Source organism: Floridaenema evergladense BLCC-F167, from assembly GCF_041929205.2.
Classification (GTDB): Bacteria; Cyanobacteriota; Cyanobacteriia; order Cyanobacteriales; family Aerosakkonemataceae; genus Floridanema; species Floridanema evergladense.
Window position 1 is genome coordinate 3835374 of the sequence record NZ_CM171625.1, and the last position, 19091, is coordinate 3854464.

Below are 19091 nucleotides of genomic sequence, written 5' to 3' on the forward strand. Positions count from 1 at the left end.
TTACAGGTTTTATTCAGGTTATGTATTACCAATCAAATTCATTCAGCACACCTGATAGTCAAGAAAATCATTTTCAAGATAACAGGACGGTTACAGATAAAAGTCAGTGGTTTGTCCGCTTGGAAGTGCGAGATTATAATGCTGAACTAGAGTATTATTATCAGATAATTCAGAATGAGCCGAATAATGTTGCTGCTCATTATCAACTTGGTACTGCCCATTTAGCAATAGAAAATTATCCAGATGCGATCGCCAATTACGATCGAGTCATTGAATTACAAGCAAATAATGCTGGGGCTTATCATAACCGAGCCAATGCTAATACTGCATTGGGTAATTATCAGGAAGCGTTAGCTGATTATAATCGGGCAATTGAACTCGATCCAAATGATGCAGTATTTTATAACAGTCGAGGGGCAGTGCTTTCTTATTTGGGAGATTTGACGCAAGCGATCGCTGATTTTAATAAATCTTTGCGTCTCAATTCTCGCTATTCTTCGGCTTATAACAATCGTGGTAATGCTTATGCTAAACAAGGTAATTTTGAGAGTGCGATCGCTGATTACAACAGTGTTATAGAAATTAATCCTCAAGATAGTTTAGCTTTTCTAAATCGAGGTATTATTCAATATAAATTGGGCAATCAAATATCAGCAATGGCAGATTTTACTCATTGTTTAAGGCTGAATCCTAAGTATGGAAAAGCTTACAAAAATCGGGGCATTGTCCGGGCAGAAATGACTGATTGTGAAGCGGCGATCGCTGATTACAATCAAGCAATTAACCTTAATCCCGCTGATGCTAACGCTTATTATCATCGCGGTCTTGCCAGCTGCGCTTTCGATCATAATGTAGCTTATCAAGCAGCAATTGAAGACTTTACAAAAGCAGCAGAACTTTACGATCGACAAGGAGGACTTGATGAGTATGAATTAGTTATGGATATTCGCCAAGATTTACTATCATGGGTCTATGGAATTGAGGATTGAGGATTGAGGACAAGGGGAAATTCTGTAGGGGAGAGCCAGATTTTGGTGCTTCTGTCTTTTTAATCTAAATACTATTTCTGCATAATTGATTATTAATTGCTTGGGCAGTTTTAGTTAATGCGGGCGAGGGATTTTCTACTGAATAAATCTCGCGTAAAGCATCCGACCAAAGGCGTTTTTCGGCAAAATATTCAGCTTTAGCAACAGCTATTTGTTCGGGAGTAGCGTTTTGTTGTTTGAGTAATTTTTCTATTTCTGCTAACTGAGATGCAACTTCACGACGCTCAGTTTCACCCATAATGCGGAAGATAAAAGTGACGTAATCATTAGCAGAATTAAATAAAGACCATTGGTAGGTTTGACCAATTTCTAATGGTGTTGCTTCGTAAATAACTTTTGATTCTCCAGATGGCACTATTTGTTCCCACAAAATTTCCTCTCCACCGGGACGACGTAGTTCTATTCGTTCAATATTTCCACCTTTCCAAAGGAATAAGGGGCGATCGCTAAAAGTATCATTTATTCCTACTACACCGGGAGAAAGTGGGCATAATCTCACCCCACGAGTTGTCAGTGGATTCTCTTTTTTCGCTTGGTTTACTAAGTCTTGATACAAATCGCTACCACCAGGAATAGGCGGGCGTGGAGGTCGTCTTCTTTGGGCTAATTGATTTCCTAAAGGTTTTTTTCCTTGCCCAAATAAGAGAGAATCGGCACTAGCAACTTGCCCAAATATACTAAATAAACTTACAATTAATCCGCTAATAAATAGCAAAGTATTTAGCAATTTTTTCTGATTAATCATGAAAATTTTCCCTCACAAATACTGGCAGAGCATAAGTTAAAAATGTTAAAGACGGAAGTAACCAAGGTAACAAAATCCCGACTGTGATATAAGTTTGCAAAGTAATTATTCCATAACCAGTCGCTCCACTAATAATTAAAATTATCCACTCCTTTTGTTTTGGGGTTAAAGTGTTTTTACTAAGGGAGTTTTTCTGGTTTTTATGTTGACGATCGCGCTTATTTAAAGTTATTAGGGTAAATTTACCCAACAATCCTGCAATTGCGATCGTCCATAAATCAGGAATAGGAATAATCATACTATTGTTGAGGTGATGATGTACCATATAAGCATGAATTTCTGCACCTGTAAATTCTCGTCGTTGGTTTAAACAATCGTTGTCTGTGCGCCAATAACAAATGGCTGCTGGCTTAGGAAAAAAGTCTAATCCAGATACTGCAACTCCCGCTTCTTTGTAACCTCCAGGTGCAATGATTACTACTTGTTTTTGCAGGTGACTTTTTTGGGAAGCGCTAATTTGATTGTTGAGTAATTTCCAAGCGGGAATGCGATCGTATACCTGTTGTGGAGGAATAGAATAATCTATTACAGGATGCAACCACATTTGACCAAAAATATATGAAAATTCAGTAAAAGGTTGTAGATAGGATTTCGAGGAAAACAAGCTTTTATTTTCTAATTTTAAAGATTCTTGAATTTGAATTAAAAACTCTCGCTGATTTTGCAATTTAGGTTGAATAGTATTATTTTCAACTTCAAAATTTGATCGATAAGCTAAGGCTAATAAATAAGAAAAAGGCAAAGCATGAGGATCGTTAATCTGTGGTGTTGCAAGTTGCATATATCCACCGATTAAATTCATTTCCCCTTGTAAACTCCAGTTAGGACTAACTATTTCTGGTAAAGGTGTCAATCTTTCGCCATTTATCCCTTCATTTGTTACTAAAACAATCCAAGCTGGTTGAGGTTTTTGCACAGCATTAATCAGAGATTGAGCTAATTTTTGATCTCTAATTTCTATTTCACTAGGTCGATGTAATAAATAATCAATTCCAATAACTTTTGCGTCTAATTCTGCGAGTTTATCTACTAATTTTGCCAAATAGTGTCTTGGCATAGGTTTAGGGTTAGAAATATCTTTTTCTCGTCGTATAGACTCATTATCAATTTGGACTAATAATGTGGGTGATGGAGTTTTTTGAATGGGAATTTGATGAGTGATTTGGCGATAAACAGCTTGGATAAATATGCGTCGATCTAATAAGTAGTCTTGCAATGGTATGTATAAACTAGCGGCTGTTAGTATAGAAAGTACGATCGCTTCATTTCGAGTCGGTAAAAACTGCTTTAATTTATGGCTAATACTGTTTGGTTGTAACTGAAATAATTCAGCTTTAGGATGTCCAAATATAGAAGGAATTAAATAAGCAGAGGGATATTTCAGTTTTTCTTGCTGAAGATATTTACTAGCAGAAAACATACATTCATAAACGTTTTTGAACTGAGTTAAATTGAGTAAAAACTGCAAAAGAAATTCTTGTGCTACTTGGTTATGAATTTGTTCCCGCATGATTATTACTTGACTTAATCCCAAGTTAATTAAGGAAGCAGCGATATTTAAACCGCAACAAGAATTAAAGATGGCAAATTGCAAACCCCGTTGTTTAGCTTGGGTTAAGTAAGGAGAAATTTCGCTAATTGTTAAATGAATATTGGGTGCGATCGCAATTTTTCCTCCAGTAATTTCCGCTTCATTACTATGTCCCAGAAAACATAATAAATCCCAACCTTGGGGATCTGCGATCGCCTGACAAACATTTTGCCGAATTATATATTCTTCCTGTTCTAGTTGCCAACCAACAAACTTAATTTCTGTCAACCGAGAAAGAGATTTTAATGCTGTTAACTCTGTTTGAAAATGTAACCCAGTATCATCACCGACTATTACTAAAATTCTATTTTTACGCCGTTGTTTGTAGCGAACTGCGGAAAAGTTTCCTTCTCGAATATTGGGCGGAGTACGAATAATTTGTATTGGTCTTTCTTGCGCCAAGTTAATCAAAATTTCCCAAGCTTCCCAAGGTAAACGTTCTAATTCTAGTTGATAGCAAGTCAGTAAAATAATAATGTTTGATGTAGCATTACTTCCTGAATTACTCATCGTAATTTCCTGGCGAATCTCGAATAATTCAGCACTACGTAACCACCTATTAAATGCTTGCAAAAATGTCGCTTCTGCTTCGATTAATTTATTGTGCCAATCAACTTTGGGTACGACACCGCTACCGCTACCCTGTACCCGTCCCCGCAATCCTGTTTTATAGAAACTGAGATAAATTCTTTGCCATTCCTGATAAAGTTTGGTCAATGTTTCAGGATATTCTAAAGTAGCAAAAAGTTGCTGTCCCTTACCCCAAGATAACTCAAATCTACAGGTGCGATCGAACCGTTCAATTTTTAGTTGGTAAACTGCATTGGCAATCATTGGATTTTACATTTTTTCCTATTTCCTACTACTTAAACATTTTTATTATTGCATCCGAAAAGTGAATGGTGGTAAAGTTAAAGATAAGTTTTTTCCAGTTTCCCGATCGGGCAAACTAACTGTAACTAGAAATCTTTCATCCCACGCCCCTGCAATTTGAATATAAAGATAACTATCAAAACTATTTGGTCTAACTTTGCGTTGAACTAAAACCCCTGTAGAGTCACTTACTCGGAGTTTTAAACCAGTAGGTAGAATAGTACTAGAATTGGCAGTTAATATCAGTAATAACATCCATTCAGGAACGTTATCTTCTGATAAAAAAGGCCAAATTACAGCGTATAAATTGAACTGTTGCCCGCTTAATTTGATTTTTTGATAAGCACCTCTAGCATGACTAGGAATCTCTACACCAAAGTTTGATAAATCGGCAACAATTACTTCAAATTCTTCTGTATTGCTGCGTAAAGCTGTTGGACTATTAGCAAAAGTTGGCATTAAAATCCAAGATAAATTTTGAGCTAAATCGTCCATTTTATCTTGTAACCAAAGTCCTACATTCAACGCTGGTCTAGTAAGAATTTGCAATAAACTATCTAAGTTAATTAATGCTGATTCTTCCTCGGTTTCTGGATCGTCAATTCCAGTGATTTCTAAGGTGAGAATAGCAGTTAATTGCTCCCAAGTTAACACTTGCCACAAGGGAATATCGGCAGATTCTAAGCCATTTAATAAACTGGAAATTTCGGCTTGAATACTTGTTAGGTTTTGTAAGCGATCGCCCGATATTTTCGGTAAACTAATTGCTGTAGATTCTAAACAGCGCAAATATAATAATAATCGTTCTGTCCGATCTTCTATCCAGACACTTGGTATACTATAAGTCCAATCTAAATTAGGTTGTAAATTTATCTCAGCAATTAGTTGAATTAACCGATCGTAACGGATAAAACCTTTAACTATTGCCTGTTCGTATTCTTCTTTAACATCTACAATGACGTAAAAATGGGGAATAAATTCTGGTAATTCGATCGCTACTCTGGGAAGGAGAATTTCTCGATCGTCTAAACTACCTTGAGCAACCAAACAAATTTTAAAATCACCAACTTCTAAGTTACAAACTCCGGGAATTAAATTAGCAATTGTTGGGTTTAAGATTGAACATTTTGCTTGATTAATCGAGAGTTCGGGAGCGGATTCACTCACCCATTCTACAAAACCAAATAAAGCTAAACTATTTAGATAAATTAGCCATCTTTGGTCAATATTTTGAATAGCATTACTGATTCTTACTGCTGACTCAATCTGTTCCGGTAAAAGCTCGATCGCTTCCGTAGATAAAGTCGTAAAATCTAAACTAATTTCAGTAGAATTGTTTGGTGAATAGCTCATAATTTTCCCTGAGTTAAACTGGTGATTAAATGAAAAGATGAAAACTTCATGTCTGCAAAACTTTCTTCAAATAATGGCAAAGTCTAGCAGTAAATAAACTTTGTTCTCGCCGATTTGGAGTAGTAGATTCTGCTTCTGCTTCATTAATTAATTGTGTAATTTGTTCGTCAAGAGCAACATCAATTTTCTGTTCCAATTGGGGTAGAAGATCGGGATTTGTGTAAGCAATTGCTTGTTGCAAAACGCTATCATGCAAGTACTTTAACATTCGTTGACGGACATCAGCACGAAATTCTTTTAATTTAAGTAAACGGCTAACTTGATACTCTTGTTCTAGTCCAATTAAACCAGCGATTTTACTCATAGATAATTGTTGACAATGAAACAAATGAATCCCAAAAATAAACTGCTGACTACTGTAATTTTTTTGTCGGGAAGTGCGCTTTAAGCGATCGCTAATTGCTGACTCTAAAGACTTATCTAAACAACTGTGAAAAGCTCTTCTGTAAGCAGTTAAAAACTCAGTTTCTTCCTCCTCTTGACTAACACTTTCTAAATTAAAATTTTCTCCACAATATAAAGGTTCAGTTTTAGCAATACCTCCGCGTATGTAAATTCGATATTCTCGTAACTTATCTGCCATATTTCGGAATTGATTCATCATTTGTCCAGATTGTAACTGAATACCAGATTTAATCTGAAAATATGAGATCATCTCAGCAATTTGGGAACTTGTCGGTGGTAAACATTGTCCACCTTTTCCTCCTGTTTGACGCAACTTTAATCTATCTCGACGATAAACAGCATGGTAAGTTTCCAAGAGTAAACTAAATTGCTGAATTTCTCCAGATGTTAAATGATGAAATTCTAAAAAAATGCGTTGTAACTGTTTATTAGTAGTATCATTTAAAATTGCCCAATCGCTGACTAAGTAAACACCATGCTGCAATAAAAAAGCATTCAATTCTCGATGATGTTTGACTAATCTAGTAATCCAGCTATTAAAACTCCCCTTGTGACAATCAAAAGTTTCTAAGATTTCCGTCGCCAGAGATTTGTATTGAAAATTTTCTCCATCAGCGATAGGTTTAACTCGCTTAGGGGAAACATCATCTAAGACAAAAGAGAATAAATCGTCGCGTGTAAAACCATGATTTTTACCAAATTGTGCTTCTAGTTGAATGCAAATTTGTTCGATTTTATTAGAAATAAAACAGCGCAAACAACCTTCCGCTAACGCAGATCGATCGCTTTCATGCAGCAAGTGTAACAGACGATTTTGAATTGTGCGATCGTCCGTTTCTGCTTGACTTAACAATGTGGAAAATTGAGCTTGAAAAAATGCCTTAGCAGACTCAATCTCCTCAACTTTGCGCCTACCTGTAGCATCAAGCCTCACCAATTTCCAGTATTTTGATGCAGCTACCATAATTGCTTCATTTAATCCACATTTAATCACACTTACAATTGTCTCACCCCCTATATAAATAATAAGTATGTTGTTGCGCTTCAGCGCTATCCCAGTAGTAAGAACAGCAAAGACAGCACAACTACCTAATTGCGTTAGTAATCTTAGATATATCTGGAATAATCGTACCTATGCAGTTTTAAAAGAATTCTGAAAAACCAATAACTGTATCCCGGAAATTTCCTGGCGTACCCACATCAAAAAAGTTACCTGCAACTTCAAAAGCCAAACCACCGTCTTTACTAATCCAAGTTTGCAATGCTGCTGAAAGATCCAATTCTCCAGAAGATTGCTGTTTTTTAGCATTCTCTAAATACTCCATGAATTTACCAGGAAGTAAATAAATTCCTAAAATGCAAAAATATTGATGAGGTTTAGTTCCCGGAATCCGCAGCGTAGCTGTTTCTGTATTGAGAGAAGGTTTTTCGCGCATATCAGTTAATTCATAAATCGTAGCTTGGTTGGGAATTGCACGCACTCCCAAAACTCCTAATTGGTGAATTTCTGATTCATTGCGCCGACAAACTCCTAGTACACCTTTGCCAAATTCTAGTCCGACATTAAGCACTTGTTGGATGCAAGAAATAGGAGAATAGGACTTGTAAAGATGATCTCCCAAAAGGATGACAAAAGTTTCCGAACCAACTATTTCTTTTGCTTGCAATATTGCATCACCAAAACCACCAGGTTCTTGTTGATAAATGTACTGTAAGCGATCGCCTAACCCCTTTAAATCATTCCAAGCATTTAAAATTCGTTTTCCCGCAACAGTTTCTAAATTTTCCGTTGGTGGTTCTGTAAAATACCGGATAATTAATTCCCCATCACGCGGAGACAATACTAATATTATTTGTTCCACATTACTATTTGAAGCTTCCCGCACAATCCAATCTACAACTGGACGCAATGTTCCGTCTCTTCCCGGAATTGGTAACAATGCTTTGGGAAGAACTTTAGTTGCTGGATATAATCGAGAAGCAAGTCCTGCTAAAGGAATAATAGCGTATTTTGGTTTCATAATTTATTGTTGATTAGTTATTGGTCATTTGTCATTTGTGATTTGTCATTTTCTTCTTTATCTTCTTGATTTTCTATTTCTTCTTGGTCTTTTTTATTTTCTATTTCTTCTTTGGTTTCTGGCGATTCTTCATCTTCCTTGTTTTCTATTTCTTCTTTGATTTCTGGCGGTTCTTCATCTTCCTTATTTTCTTTTTTTACCCGACGAATTGGTAAATTAGCAATTAAAGCCGAAGACCTTTCATTATTTTCAATAGAAAATACCAACTCCTCGCTTTCAAGTTCAACATAGCGAGAAATTACTTCTATAATCCCCTGTCGCATTTCCTCTAAATCTTGGGGAGAAAGTCCGGTGCGATCGTGCGCCAGAACCAATTTTAATCGCCGTTTCACCTCATCACGGCTATTATTATCGCTTCGCCATGAAAATAATTTGTCCAAAAATTCATTGAGCATAATACTTTACCCAAGAGAGAATAAAATTAGATATTCTTGATTTTTAAAGTAAAAATTTTCCCAGATCGTTAATAATCTATTATCTCCAACTTCTCAATCCCTTGGGGAGAGAAAGAGAAGAGAAACTAGTAATTTAGACTAGTCCTCTTTTTTGCGAAAAAAGCGATGCAACCGTTCCCATAAACCCTCTGGAGGAGTTTCTAAAGTGAGAAAAGGAACTTTTTCTCCTTCTAATCGACGCGCAATATTGTGATAAGCGATCGCCGCCAAAGAATTCTTCCCACTCAAAACCAAAGGTTCACCTTTATTTGTCGAAACAATTACCTTCTCATCATCCGGGACAATCCCTAATATGGGAATCGCCAAAATTTCCTGCACATCTTGCACAGACATCATATTATTTGCCTGTACCATTGCTGGACGAATTCGGTTAACAATTAAATGAATTCTCTTAATACTATGTGCTTCTAAAAGACCAATTACCCTGTCAGCATCGCGGACAGCCGAAATTTCTGGTGTAGTCACAATTACCGCTTCTTTCGCCGCAATAATTGCATTTTTAAACCCCATTTCAATTCCCGCCGGACAGTCGATCAACACATAGTCATATTTCTGCGCCAACTCAGTAACTAACTGCCTCATTTGATCGGGATTTACCGCATCTTTAGTACGATTTTGCGCCGCTGGAAGCAACGACAAATTTGGCTGACGCTTATCCTTTACTAAAGCATCTTCCAGCGTACATTCACCCGACATTACATCTAAAGCCGTATTAACAATCCGGTTTTCTAAACCTAACAACAAATCCAAATTTCGCAAACCAAAATCGGCATCCAAAACCACTATTTTATTTCCGCGAGAAGCCAAAGCCATGCCAATATTAGCAGTAGAGGTAGTTTTTCCCACCCCTCCTTTGCCAGAAGTAACAACAATAATTCGCGCCATAATAACTTAGTAAATTGGTAATAGGTAGTTGTTAGTCGAGGGAATTTCAATGAGTTTAAGAAAGATCGGGTCGTTGAAAACCTAGTGCTTTTGCAATGCGAATTCCTTTTCCTTCATCAGTCACATAAGCGACTTCTGGAGAAAATTGTGCTGGGGGATTTTCCGGTGCTCTGGCGACAAAATCAGCGATCCGAAGTTGAGTTGGTTCCATTTGCAATGCCATAATTAAGCATTCGCGCTTACCCCTTGCGCCAGCGTGAACCACACCACGCAGACGACCCCAAACTATAATGTCACCATCAGCAATTATCGAACTACCAGGATTAACATCTCCCAAAATAATCACAGTTCCAGGGTGACGAATTTCTACTCCAGAACGTAAAGTTGTTTCCAAATAAAGCGGTTCTAAAAAAGGTTGTCCGGGTGTAGTTGGAGTTAGCTGATTTTGATTAATATAGGCGATCGCAGAATCCTGTTCCACCGAATAACCAGCAGCAGCAGCAGCAACCGCAGTTTGACGGCGATTAGTTTGAACTACTTTCAACACCAGTCTACTTTCTGAGAGTGCCTCAGCAATCTCTTGTAACTGTCTTCCATCCAACAACCAACTTTCCGCAATTAAATGTACCGGAGTATTTAGTTCCCAAAACCTTTCTCCAGCACCTAAACGCTGTTTAAGTTGTAACCAAAGGTCTGACCAAACAGCAGGTGCTTCCTTTGGTTCTGTTTGCGCTGGCAAAATTAACAACAGCTTTCCTGACTCAGCTTTCAGGTGAACTTGCAACGGACTAACAGACTCAGCACCAAATTGACTCTGAGTAATCGTCTCCATTGCGGTTGGTGAAACTGCTTCCTCTGGAGTTTCAGGAAACTTTTCCAATGCCGAAGTAATAGAAGAATCGACTGTCATGTACCTCAAAGCTCTAGCAGCAAGGGATAACTAAACAAGTATAGTAGAACTTAGAGGGTCATTAGTCATTTGTCATTACTCATTGGGCAGAGTTTTTCCCTCTTCCCCACACCCCACACCCCACACCCCACTATGGCTTATAGCGATTTCACATCATTAGATCAACTAGTTTCTTTAGGTATTAGTACGCCTCGTTCCGTTGAGAAATTGATTGATTTTGAACCGATCGCCCCAACAGAATTCTTAAAACAAGCTTTACATCGATTTGTACCGCTTGCTACTGCCATTAATACAGAAAAAGCCCGTTCTGAATATTTAATTGCTCCCATTTTGAGTGAAATCGTCACAATCAACCCTCAAGTTTCATTGTTTTCCGGCAAAAATTTTACAGCAGATCCCAGTCTTGGACTGAATGGATTCGTTGATTTTCTGTTGACAAACAACACAGATAAACTAACGATCAAAACCCCAGTTATTGCAGTAATTGAAGCTAAAAACGAAAATATTAATGAGGGTTTGGCTCAATGTATTGCCACGATGTATGCTGCTTATTTAGTTAATCGCCGCAACTCGAACCTTGACAAAAAAACCGTTTATGGCACAGTCACTACAGGTCAAGTTTGGCGGTTTTTAGCTCTCACCTCTGATTTAGAAGTTTTCATCGATTTTAGCGATCGCTACCTCACACCAATTGAAGAACTTCTTGGTTTATTAAATGCCTTTGTACAAATTAACTAATTTTTATCTTTTTCGCTTCTTCTTTCTCTTTCCTTCGTGTCCTTCGCGTCCTTCGCGGTTCAAAAAAAATTTTATTCACGAATACATAGAACCCCAACTTCCAAGAAGTCGGGGTTCTCACTAATCTTAAATTCTTAGAACGCAGATTAATCAATGAAACATCTCGACTTTTGCAAGATACTCACAACTAAGGAGAGAAAACAACTTTTTCCCAATCCCCAGTCCCCAGTACCCAGTCCCCAAAAATTAACCGACTAACTCTTTCACCTTAGCCATAATTCCCGAAGGATCGATACCTTGGTAAGGGAACTGTTCCCACAAACCGCCGCAACCTTCTTGGTGAACTCCTAAATAACCATACTTCGGAGTCAAACCTCGTTCTAGCAACCAGGAACCCAAACGACTACCTAAACCAGTGCGACGATTGAAAGATTCTACCACTAAAACGAAAGGCGCTTTGCCAACTTTCGCCAACATTTCCTCATCAACAACATTTAAAGTAGGTTTATTAATTAAACCCACATCAATACCTTCTTGCTTCAACCGTTCCACCGCATCTAAAGAACGATACAAAGTATCACCAAAACTGATAATATAACCCGCAGAACCTTCGCGGATCACCTCATCTTTCCCCGAAACAAACTTGTAATCTCCGCCAAATAATTCGTTACCATTACCATCAAGAATCATTGGTACTTTGGAACGAGTGGAGAAGATAAAGCGCAAACCTCGATCGAAAAACACTGACTCCACACAAGCAGTCATTTGGTTAGCATCAGCAGGGAAATATAACCGAGTTTCGTAACCATCATCTAACCCATTATCGGCAAACATATTGTTTAAACCGAAGTGACAGGTATTATCTGCCATATCGTCAATACCGGAATGGGAGAAATGGCAAAGCAAGTTAGAATAATTTAACCGCGCCATTGTGATTTCGGAAATACACATTTCTAAGAAGGCGCTGAAAGTTCCCATAATTCCTTGCTTGCCTTCTTCCATGCCAAAACCCGCTGCTGCTGAGATATTTCCCCGTTCCATAATTCCCGCAGCAACGAAGATTTCTGGATAAGCATCATGGATTTTTTTCAACCCACAAGAACCTTCCAAATCACTATCAATACAAACTACTTTTTCTTTGCGTTCTTCTGGAGTAAATTTACTGAGAACAGAAACTACTGCATCTCCGAAAACATTGCGGTTAGAACCCAATTTGTCGCTAGAACCAATGAAGGTGTAATCGTTTTTAGGTGCAACAACATTTTTCAGGAAATCTACAGCATCAGTTAAACCGCGAGATTCTAAATATTGTAGGGCTAACTTGACGGAAATTACATCATGTCCGTGAGTGGAACCTTCTAAACCTTCAATTCCCACACACATAGGACGCTTGTTGACAACTGCCACAGGGCCATCAGTATTGATAGCTTCACAGATGCGACGATATAAATCATCAATATCTTCGCCGTCGCCTTCTAAAATTGTTAGTCCGTGTCCTGCTAAAGTTTTGGCAACGCTGAAACCAGGGAGGTAGTTGGAAGGGTGTCCGGCGATCGTTACATCATTATCATCTAAAATCAGTTTGACATTCAAACCCTGCCCTACCGCCAAACGTGCAGCTTCGGCATCATTCCCTTCTTGCTGAGAACCATCAGAACCCAAACAAAATACTACTTTACCGGGATGAGCCATTGCCACACCGTTAACATAAGGCCACATATGCCCTAGTCTACCGGAACTAAATTTTACTCCGGGGGTGAGTCCGAGTTCTGGGTGTCCGGGTAGTTTGGCGTGTGCTTCCCGGTAGCGAGTCAGCTGTTCTGCTGGCATATCGCCATTTAATACTGCCATTAAATATTGAGTAGCTACGCGGTGTCCTGCTTCATCAAAAAAGATGGGGACAAATTTATCAGCTGCACCCCGGAATAAAGCATCCAGGATCATTACTTCTGGTACTGTATCGTAAGGGCCGCCAGTGTGTCCGCCAACTCCGCGTGCTGCACCTGTGGCTGTGAAAAAGACGATCGCATCACGGCAAAGCTGTATATTAGCTCTTAGAGCCTCCCGTTGTTCATCCGTTAAAGTAGGATTTGAAGCATCCAGTGTTATCCGTTTGTAAGCGTCAAGGTTAATGGGAAAGCGAACTTGAGCGACAGTCATGTTTAATTTTCCTGAATGTTGGTGAGGGCAGTGGACAAGCACAATTTTTTACTGGCATCCACCTACAACAAAGAGTAATGGTTAGGGGGACTTATGCCAAGAGTTGATGGGAAAATTAGGGACTGGGGACTGGGGACTGGGGACTGGGGACTAGTTAGTTAGTAGGGTGCGTTAGTGATAGCGTAACGCACCCTCTCCACTGTAATGGTTAAAGAAATATCACAATTGTGCCTAAGTCCTAGTCTTGTCCTGTCAAGTAAAATATGCTACTTTTAAGTAGCATATTTAAAATAGTACTTATGTTTCAACAGCTATCACTATTTGAGCTAGATATCGACAATAATGAAAAGTGTTTTCATCGGAATATTCGAGAGTCTGGTTTTGATTATCAGGAAGTAGATATTGGGGATATTACCTTCAAAGCTGGACAAGTTGAATCTGTGCATAGATGGTATCGGCTGACTCCAAGTTATTCACCAGGTTTAGTAAGATTTTTGATGAAGGAATTTCAAATTACTAGAGAGCATTTTGTAGTCGATCCCTTTAGCGGTAGAGGGACAACATCTATAGAGTGCCAAAAAAAGGGAATAAAAACGATCGGAATTGAAATTAACCCATTATTGCAACAAGTTGGTAGTAAATCTTTGCAGTGGAATACAAGTCATCTTCATTTATTTGAGAAATACCTGACGGAAGTATCTAGTGCGATCGAGCAATACAAAGAATCATCTCTTGAAGATGTTGTCACTGCCTTTAATACAAATATTCCGATTATTCACAATGTATTTAGATGGTGGAGAAAGTATGCTCTCAAAGATTTGATTATCTGTCGTCAAGTCATGTTAAAACCGGAATACTTCCCCATTAAAAATTATGTATGGTTAGCGTTAAACAAAGCCTGTTTAGATTGTGCAAATATTCACCGAAATCACCCAACAATTACTTTTGATGATGAGCATAAAAGAGAAATTGATGTTATTTACGAGGTAAGTCTTAATTTAAGGATAATACATGATGATTTAATGAATCTGAATAGCGAAGAAATCTTATTTTCTGAACTTGGCTCAATTAAATTAGGCAACTCAACTACTAATTTGCTGCAACAAATTAATCATCCTGTTGATTTTATAATTACATCACCTCCTTATCCAAATCGTTATAGTTACGTTCATCAAACTAGACCACAATTGCACTTTATGGAAGTTTTAGATAATGTGAGACAAGCCACAGAAATAGACTTACAGGCAGTGGGTGGAACTTGGGGTAGAGCTACATCCATTTTACAGAATGAATTGCTGGAAGTTCCAGAGGAAATTAAATCCTATCTTTGCTATTACGAAGAACTGAAAAATAAAAGTATTTTGATGTGTAATTACGCTACAAAATACTTTATTGATATGTGGAAACACATAAAATTGCTCAAGGAAATTAAGGCAACTAGATTTCGGGGTGCATATATCGTCGGAAATTCTAGACTTTCAGGTGTGGAAATATTTACTGAATCTATCTTAGGTAAACTTTTCAGACATGAAGGGTTTGAAGTCGAAAAAATCATCTCTTTTAGAAAGAGAGGAGGGAAAAAACGGCTTTATGAGACAGCTGTTTGCATTAGAAGTTAGAAAGAATATTATCTATTTCTGCTTTGAGAATCTGAGAATTATTCTCTAAGAAGTTGTAGAGGTTGAAACCAGTGATTGATTCGACTAAATTAAAGCTACTCATCCCTTGGTAAAGCTCCCAACTCTTAGATAATCTAACTAAGGGACTTCTTAGAGAGGTGTTGCAAAAAACTAACATTACAGGTAGAATATTGTAAGATTTCAATGCTAAAGACATATCATAGTCAGCTTGAATTCTTTTTGAATCACCAATTTGATAGCAAGAACGGACTTCAAAACCTATTCCTTGATAATCTATCCAAGCTTGAGGAATTCGCTGATTAAACTTATCTTTTTTGATTAATCCGTCTACCCTAGCAATAATGTATCTCTCGTCATCTAATCCTAAAGTACCAAAAGCTGGATCGCGTGCTATTAATTGTTTAAATTCCTCCCGATTATTTATACCTGGATAACTTTTGTATGGGTTAAATTCTAGGACTTTCCTAAGATTAGTTATCGCTAGTTCAAGTAGTCTGGTTTCATCTATCACTTTCAATGCTCCTGGTTATCAATATCTTTGTCAAATAGTTCTTTAGCTGTAACATGAAGAGCATCAGCTAACCGCAGTATATTGAGCAAACTAATGTTTCTTTCACCTCTTTCAACAGCACCAACGTATGTTCGGTGCAGATTAGCTTTATCTGCGAGATCATCTTGTGATATTCCTAAACGTTTTCTGAAATAACGAACTCGCAGTCCAAAAGCTTTTACTCTGTTATCCATGACTGCTGACTTTCTATTTTTAGATGATTAATTGTTAGCTTACCGTAATCAGCTTCGCCTAAAATAAAGCTAAAGCAAAGTTTTTGATTAAGCTAACTGCGCTATGCCTGAAATCGTTGAGATTCCGATCGAACTTACCCATTTCCAACTTCCCCAAGCAGTACAAGCACGCTTACAATTTTTGTTAGATCGTCAAGATGAAGGCAATACATTGTCTCTCAAGCAGAACGACAGGAAGCAGAAGGACTTGTGGAATTGGCAGAATTTTTATCTTTGTTGCGTTTGCGATCGACAAGAGTAATCAAATGAACCCAGATGAGTGCGATTAGGCAATATGCTTGAATTGATACTTCCCATCTATAACTTCAACTAAAATAATTAACCCACGCCCTGCCGACTTAGCAAATTTTAAAGCTAAATAAGCCTCGACAGCGTTTCTACCAATACCTACAGAAAATGATGCAGCCATCTCTGCTCGACTAGAAATAATTTGTTCTACAAAAGCCTGATAATCTGCTACTTCAACTAAGAGATTATCGCCACCTTGCAAGTAAGTCTTTCCACCAATATTTTCAGAAAATGAACGCATCTTGTTAACAGATTCATTGATTAAATGACTGTAGGTGACTAACTCATCTAGTTCACTAGATATAATCAGTTTCTCTATCTTTCTACCTACCAAATCGCCATCAACTGCTATAAAAAATGTTTCTATAATCATCGTGCCAAAAGCCTTTTCCAAAATGCTTCACTAGCTTTTGCACATCGAAAGATTTCTAAAGCTAAATTTATACAAACTCTGACTTCATTAGCCTCAAACTTATGGTGTGATATCCCTGCATGAGCCGAAATATTTCTAAACATTCTCAAGGGTGTTAGTAGACCGGGAACCGTTAATATTGATTCTAAATCCTTATCAATATAACCTCTTTGCTTACTGCTTTTCTCAGAATATTGTCTAAAGAAAAACGTAATGGCTCCTAGTGGATCTTTTTGTCTCACTAAATCAATCTCGAAATCATTAGCAAATTTTTGTGCTGGTGAGTAACTTATTAGAAAATATAGAAGTTCGTTGATAAATACTTCACTAGAGGTCGTTGCATCTGCCACTGCGCTACGAAAATTGTCACCTTGAAAAAAAGAAAATATACTTTTTCTCAAATCCTTGCTTATTTTGTAGAGAAAAGAATTTTCATTAACTCCAACAAATATTGTCTCAATTTCTTCAAGATAAAAGATTAGATCAAAGTAACTCAATCGAGAGAGGTTTGAAATTCCTGTAAAAGGGGGCAATTTAACATATTCATAGTGTTGTCCCCACACTGGATTTTCAGGTATTTCTGAGGGTGGAAACAGCAAAGAGATGTAGTAAATATTATTTATTCTTAGCAAACTAGCAGTAAGGTAAAGTTGAGCAGTGACAGCCTTTTGACCATTGGTAAGATCTACATATTTATAGGCATCTTCTCTAAAGACTGCGGTAAAATCTTCAGTTGTACCGAGTCCATCACTAGTTAAACGAACTTGCTCTATTCTGATATGTCCTAAAAATTGTTCGTATATTTTGACTTGCTCAGTAAAAAGATTATCTTTTAGCGTTTCAGTTGATGAAAAAAGGACAACTTTTGATATAGGAAGGCTTCCATTTTGTTCAGTTAAGGTTTTGATAGCGATTGCTACAAGCTTGACAGTGTTAAGATTTGTATTCCCACAGGTATATAAAACAGCCATATTGCTAACTCTTTGCCTTGCTCATAAGTTTTCCACGCTCAGCCTATTCTTTTATTTCAATTAAGCCGTAATAGACAACGTGAATGGTTTTAAATATTTACTAATTCAGCTATTGTCTCATAAAATGCGATCTAACACAACTGTTGGTCATTTCATCCTATATCAAATTTATTATAAGGAAGGGTGCGTTACGTTGCACTAACGCACCCTACGAAATTTGGGGTTATTTTGATAATCGGCGATAAACTGTGGCTAAAGCATCAGCGTCTCCTACATTTCCGGGGAACAAAACTACTGGTAAGTTGGGAAATTGGGGATGGTTTTCCGGGGTTCTTACCATTGAACAACCTGCTAAAATTTGCCCTAACAATCTTGCTGATGTTAAAGCTAAACCTGTACTTAAAACATCGTTTGAGGTAATCCCACCTTTACTGATTAAAAAACCAATATCTTTGGGTAAACCTCGCACTATATCCATTAGTAAACTGGAAACTTCTACGCCAAATTTTAACCGAGTTTCGGTGTCGGGAAAGGTGAGTTCTTGACGACTGGTGTAAACTACGGGAGTTTTCCCTTCGTTGTGAACATTACGCACAGTTTGCAATGTCTTTTCTAACAAAGCTGCACGATGATCCCCCCTTTGTCCCCCCTTACCAAGGGGGGAAACTGTTTCTCCCCCCTTGGTAAGGGGGGGTAGGGGGGGATCATCATCTAATAAGTGAGAAACGTCTACTTCAATTCCTACAATACCGGGTTCTTGTAAGAGTTTTTCCAATTGTTCGGTTGTTTTCTTCACATGGGAACCAACTATTACTGCGCCTGGTTTCCCTTCTCTGACATATTCTGCCATATCTTCAGCGGCGATCGGTTGCGGAGGCAAAGCCGCTAATGCTGTTAAAATGCTGGCAGCACTGCGAAAGAGAAAACGTTTCCCTTGACTTGCTGCGGTGAGAATGTCAGCGGCGAACTTGTTTAAATCTGCTTGAGTTTCGCCATCGACAACGCCACATTGATTTCCCGAAAGTTGCATTAATCTGTCTACACTTCCCTTGGGAATGTCTTTTAAAAGAAATCTGACTACCGTATTTGCGGAAATTCTGCCTTTGGTTTTTTCTTCGACGTACATCGGCAAGTAACTGTGATGATAGGCGAAAACGGAATCTTTGGCAAATTCGGTTTGATGGACTGGAGTAGGAACGCCGTTAACTATCAAATAGTGTACGCTGTCGATCGTGATTCGACCACCCTCGAAAAATGCGGGAACGAGAAAATGTGCGTCAAAAGGGCCCAGTTCTTCCGCAATTACATCCGTTTCTACGGGATAATGTCCCCGTAAGGTGGAGTCGGAACGACTGACGACGAGAAAATCTTGAATCTTTTCTGCTTCTATGGCAATTTTCAGGTTATGGCAAACTTCTCGCGTGACTTGCGCCGCTGCTTCTGGTGTTAGTGCCCTGGTGTTGGTTAAAACAAAGAAGATTGGCGAGTCGTCTGTTAACCCCAGTCGCAAGGTGTCTACATCCCAGCGTGTCAACAACAAACAGCTGTGGACGGTTTGCGAGCCAGTGGGGTCATCATCGAGGACAATAATTTTAGGTTTGCTGGACATTT

The 19091-nt window shown here is 38.1% G+C and carries 17 protein-coding genes and 1 pseudogene; 4 read left to right on the plus strand and 14 right to left on the minus strand.

Annotation, left to right across the window (positions count from 1 at the left end; all coding sequences use genetic code 11):
• Positions 1–20 precede the first annotated feature (20 nt).
• Positions 21–989 (plus strand): tetratricopeptide repeat protein, encoded by a 969-nt coding sequence (locus ACE1CA_RS18695; protein WP_413281817.1) that lies wholly within the window; start codon positions 21–23, stop codon positions 987–989.
• A 64-nt stretch (positions 990–1053) separates the two neighbouring features.
• Here ACE1CA_RS18695 and ACE1CA_RS18700 read toward each other — a convergent pair whose 3' ends face one another.
• The 8 genes from ACE1CA_RS18700 to minC form a co-directional block, all read right to left on the minus strand.
• Positions 1054–1794, minus strand: a complete 741-nt coding sequence (locus tag ACE1CA_RS18700; RefSeq protein WP_413281816.1) for a DUF928 domain-containing protein — start codon at positions 1792–1794, stop codon at positions 1054–1056.
• Complete coding sequence (locus tag ACE1CA_RS18705) at positions 1787–4279, minus strand: CHASE2 domain-containing protein (RefSeq protein WP_413281815.1); 2493 nt, start codon at positions 4277–4279, stop codon at positions 1787–1789. The genes ACE1CA_RS18700 and ACE1CA_RS18705 overlap by 8 nt, the downstream gene beginning before the upstream one ends.
• A 45-nt stretch (positions 4280–4324) precedes the next feature.
• Complete coding sequence (locus ACE1CA_RS18710) at positions 4325–5671, minus strand: DUF1822 family protein (protein WP_413281814.1); 1347 nt, start codon at positions 5669–5671, stop codon at positions 4325–4327.
• A 46-nt stretch (positions 5672–5717) separates the two neighbouring features.
• Positions 5718–7100 carry a hypothetical protein gene (locus tag ACE1CA_RS18715; RefSeq protein ID WP_486517442.1) on the minus strand — a complete coding sequence of 461 codons (1383 nt, stop codon included), beginning with the start codon at positions 7098–7100 and terminating at the stop codon, positions 5718–5720.
• 178 nt (positions 7101–7278) lie between these two features.
• Positions 7279–8157 carry a sugar phosphate nucleotidyltransferase gene (locus tag ACE1CA_RS18720; RefSeq protein ID WP_413281812.1) on the minus strand — a complete coding sequence of 293 codons (879 nt, stop codon included), beginning with the start codon at positions 8155–8157 and terminating at the stop codon, positions 7279–7281.
• A gap of 17 nt (positions 8158–8174) precedes the next feature.
• Positions 8175–8612 (minus strand): cell division topological specificity factor MinE, encoded by a 438-nt coding sequence (gene minE, locus ACE1CA_RS18725; RefSeq protein WP_413281811.1) that lies wholly within the window; start codon positions 8610–8612, stop codon positions 8175–8177.
• Between the two features lie 138 nt (positions 8613–8750).
• Positions 8751–9557 carry a septum site-determining protein MinD gene (gene minD / locus ACE1CA_RS18730; protein WP_413281810.1) on the minus strand — a complete coding sequence of 269 codons (807 nt, stop codon included), beginning with the start codon at positions 9555–9557 and terminating at the stop codon, positions 8751–8753.
• A gap of 55 nt (positions 9558–9612) precedes the next feature.
• A complete protein-coding gene (gene minC / locus ACE1CA_RS18735; RefSeq protein ID WP_413281809.1) occupies positions 9613–10467 on the minus strand; it encodes a septum site-determining protein MinC in 855 nt (284 codons plus the stop codon).
• Positions 10468–10599: 132 nt separating this feature from the next.
• Here minC and ACE1CA_RS18740 point away from each other — a divergent pair, with 132 nt between their 5' ends.
• On the plus strand, positions 10600–11205 hold the full coding sequence (locus tag ACE1CA_RS18740) for a hypothetical protein (RefSeq protein ID WP_413281808.1): 606 nt from the start codon (positions 10600–10602) through the stop codon (positions 11203–11205).
• A 246-nt stretch (positions 11206–11451) separates the two neighbouring features.
• Here ACE1CA_RS18740 and ACE1CA_RS18745 read toward each other — a convergent pair whose 3' ends face one another.
• Entirely contained in the window at positions 11452–13365 is a 1914-nt protein-coding gene (locus ACE1CA_RS18745; protein ID WP_413281807.1) for a transketolase C-terminal domain-containing protein, read from the minus strand.
• Between the two features lie 299 nt (positions 13366–13664).
• Between ACE1CA_RS18745 and ACE1CA_RS18750 the strand changes: the two genes are divergently transcribed.
• Positions 13665–14984 carry a site-specific DNA-methyltransferase gene (locus tag ACE1CA_RS18750; protein WP_413281806.1) on the plus strand — a complete coding sequence of 440 codons (1320 nt, stop codon included), beginning with the start codon at positions 13665–13667 and terminating at the stop codon, positions 14982–14984.
• Here ACE1CA_RS18750 and ACE1CA_RS18755 read toward each other — a convergent pair.
• Complete coding sequence (locus ACE1CA_RS18755) at positions 14974–15516, minus strand: type I restriction endonuclease (protein ID WP_413281805.1); 543 nt, start codon at positions 15514–15516, stop codon at positions 14974–14976. The genes ACE1CA_RS18750 and ACE1CA_RS18755 overlap by 11 nt on opposite strands.
• A 2-nt stretch (positions 15517–15518) precedes the next feature.
• Positions 15519–15749 (minus strand): helix-turn-helix domain-containing protein, encoded by a 231-nt coding sequence (locus ACE1CA_RS18760; RefSeq protein WP_413281804.1) that lies wholly within the window; start codon positions 15747–15749, stop codon positions 15519–15521.
• Positions 15750–15852: 103 nt separating this feature from the next.
• Between ACE1CA_RS18760 and ACE1CA_RS18765 the strand changes: the two are divergent.
• Positions 15853–16058: pseudogene (locus ACE1CA_RS18765) on the plus strand (hypothetical protein).
• 16 nt (positions 16059–16074) lie between these two features.
• On the opposite strand, the gene ACE1CA_RS18770 reads toward ACE1CA_RS18765, so the two are convergent.
• From ACE1CA_RS18770 to ACE1CA_RS18780, 3 genes are all read right to left on the minus strand, one after another.
• Positions 16075–16491: a mCpol domain-containing protein gene (locus ACE1CA_RS18770; protein WP_486517443.1), complete on the minus strand. Its 417-nt coding sequence runs from the start codon at positions 16489–16491 to the stop codon at positions 16075–16077.
• Positions 16467–17480 (minus strand): hypothetical protein, encoded by a 1014-nt coding sequence (locus tag ACE1CA_RS18775; protein WP_413281801.1) that lies wholly within the window; start codon positions 17478–17480, stop codon positions 16467–16469. The genes ACE1CA_RS18770 and ACE1CA_RS18775 overlap by 25 nt, the downstream gene beginning before the upstream one ends.
• 223 nt (positions 17481–17703) lie before the next feature.
• Complete coding sequence (locus ACE1CA_RS18780; protein WP_413281800.1) at positions 17704–19089, minus strand: four-carbon acid sugar kinase family protein; 1386 nt, start codon at positions 19087–19089, stop codon at positions 17704–17706.
• Positions 19090–19091 lie beyond the last annotated feature (2 nt).

What these genes read in the sequence shown, in the direction of transcription:
- ACE1CA_RS18695 (WP_413281817.1), top strand. Translation starts at nt 21, where the DNA reads ATGTATTACCAATCAAATTCATTCAGCACACCTGATAGTCAAGAAAAT.
- ACE1CA_RS18700 (WP_413281816.1), bottom strand. Translation starts at nt 1,794, where the DNA reads ATGATTAATCAGAAAAAATTGCTAAATACTTTGCTATTTATTAGCGGA.
- ACE1CA_RS18705 (WP_413281815.1), bottom strand. Translation starts at nt 4,279, where the DNA reads ATGATTGCCAATGCAGTTTACCAACTAAAAATTGAACGGTTCGATCGC.
- ACE1CA_RS18710 (WP_413281814.1), bottom strand. Translation starts at nt 5,671, where the DNA reads ATGAGCTATTCACCAAACAATTCTACTGAAATTAGTTTAGATTTTACG.
- ACE1CA_RS18715 (WP_486517442.1), bottom strand. Translation starts at nt 7,100, where the DNA reads ATGGTAGCTGCATCAAAATACTGGAAATTGGTGAGGCTTGATGCTACA.
- ACE1CA_RS18720 (WP_413281812.1), bottom strand. Translation starts at nt 8,157, where the DNA reads ATGAAACCAAAATACGCTATTATTCCTTTAGCAGGACTTGCTTCTCGA.
- minE (WP_413281811.1), bottom strand. Translation starts at nt 8,612, where the DNA reads ATGCTCAATGAATTTTTGGACAAATTATTTTCATGGCGAAGCGATAAT.
- minD (WP_413281810.1), bottom strand. Translation starts at nt 9,557, where the DNA reads ATGGCGCGAATTATTGTTGTTACTTCTGGCAAAGGAGGGGTGGGAAAA.
- minC (WP_413281809.1), bottom strand. Translation starts at nt 10,467, where the DNA reads ATGACAGTCGATTCTTCTATTACTTCGGCATTGGAAAAGTTTCCTGAA.
- ACE1CA_RS18740 (WP_413281808.1), top strand. Translation starts at nt 10,600, where the DNA reads ATGGCTTATAGCGATTTCACATCATTAGATCAACTAGTTTCTTTAGGT.
- ACE1CA_RS18745 (WP_413281807.1), bottom strand. Translation starts at nt 13,365, where the DNA reads ATGACTGTCGCTCAAGTTCGCTTTCCCATTAACCTTGACGCTTACAAA.
- ACE1CA_RS18750 (WP_413281806.1), top strand. Translation starts at nt 13,665, where the DNA reads ATGTTTCAACAGCTATCACTATTTGAGCTAGATATCGACAATAATGAA.
- ACE1CA_RS18760 (WP_413281804.1), bottom strand. Translation starts at nt 15,749, where the DNA reads ATGGATAACAGAGTAAAAGCTTTTGGACTGCGAGTTCGTTATTTCAGA.
- ACE1CA_RS18775 (WP_413281801.1), bottom strand. Translation starts at nt 17,480, where the DNA reads ATGGCTGTTTTATATACCTGTGGGAATACAAATCTTAACACTGTCAAG.
- ACE1CA_RS18780 (WP_413281800.1), bottom strand. Translation starts at nt 19,089, where the DNA reads ATGTCCAGCAAACCTAAAATTATTGTCCTCGATGATGACCCCACTGGC.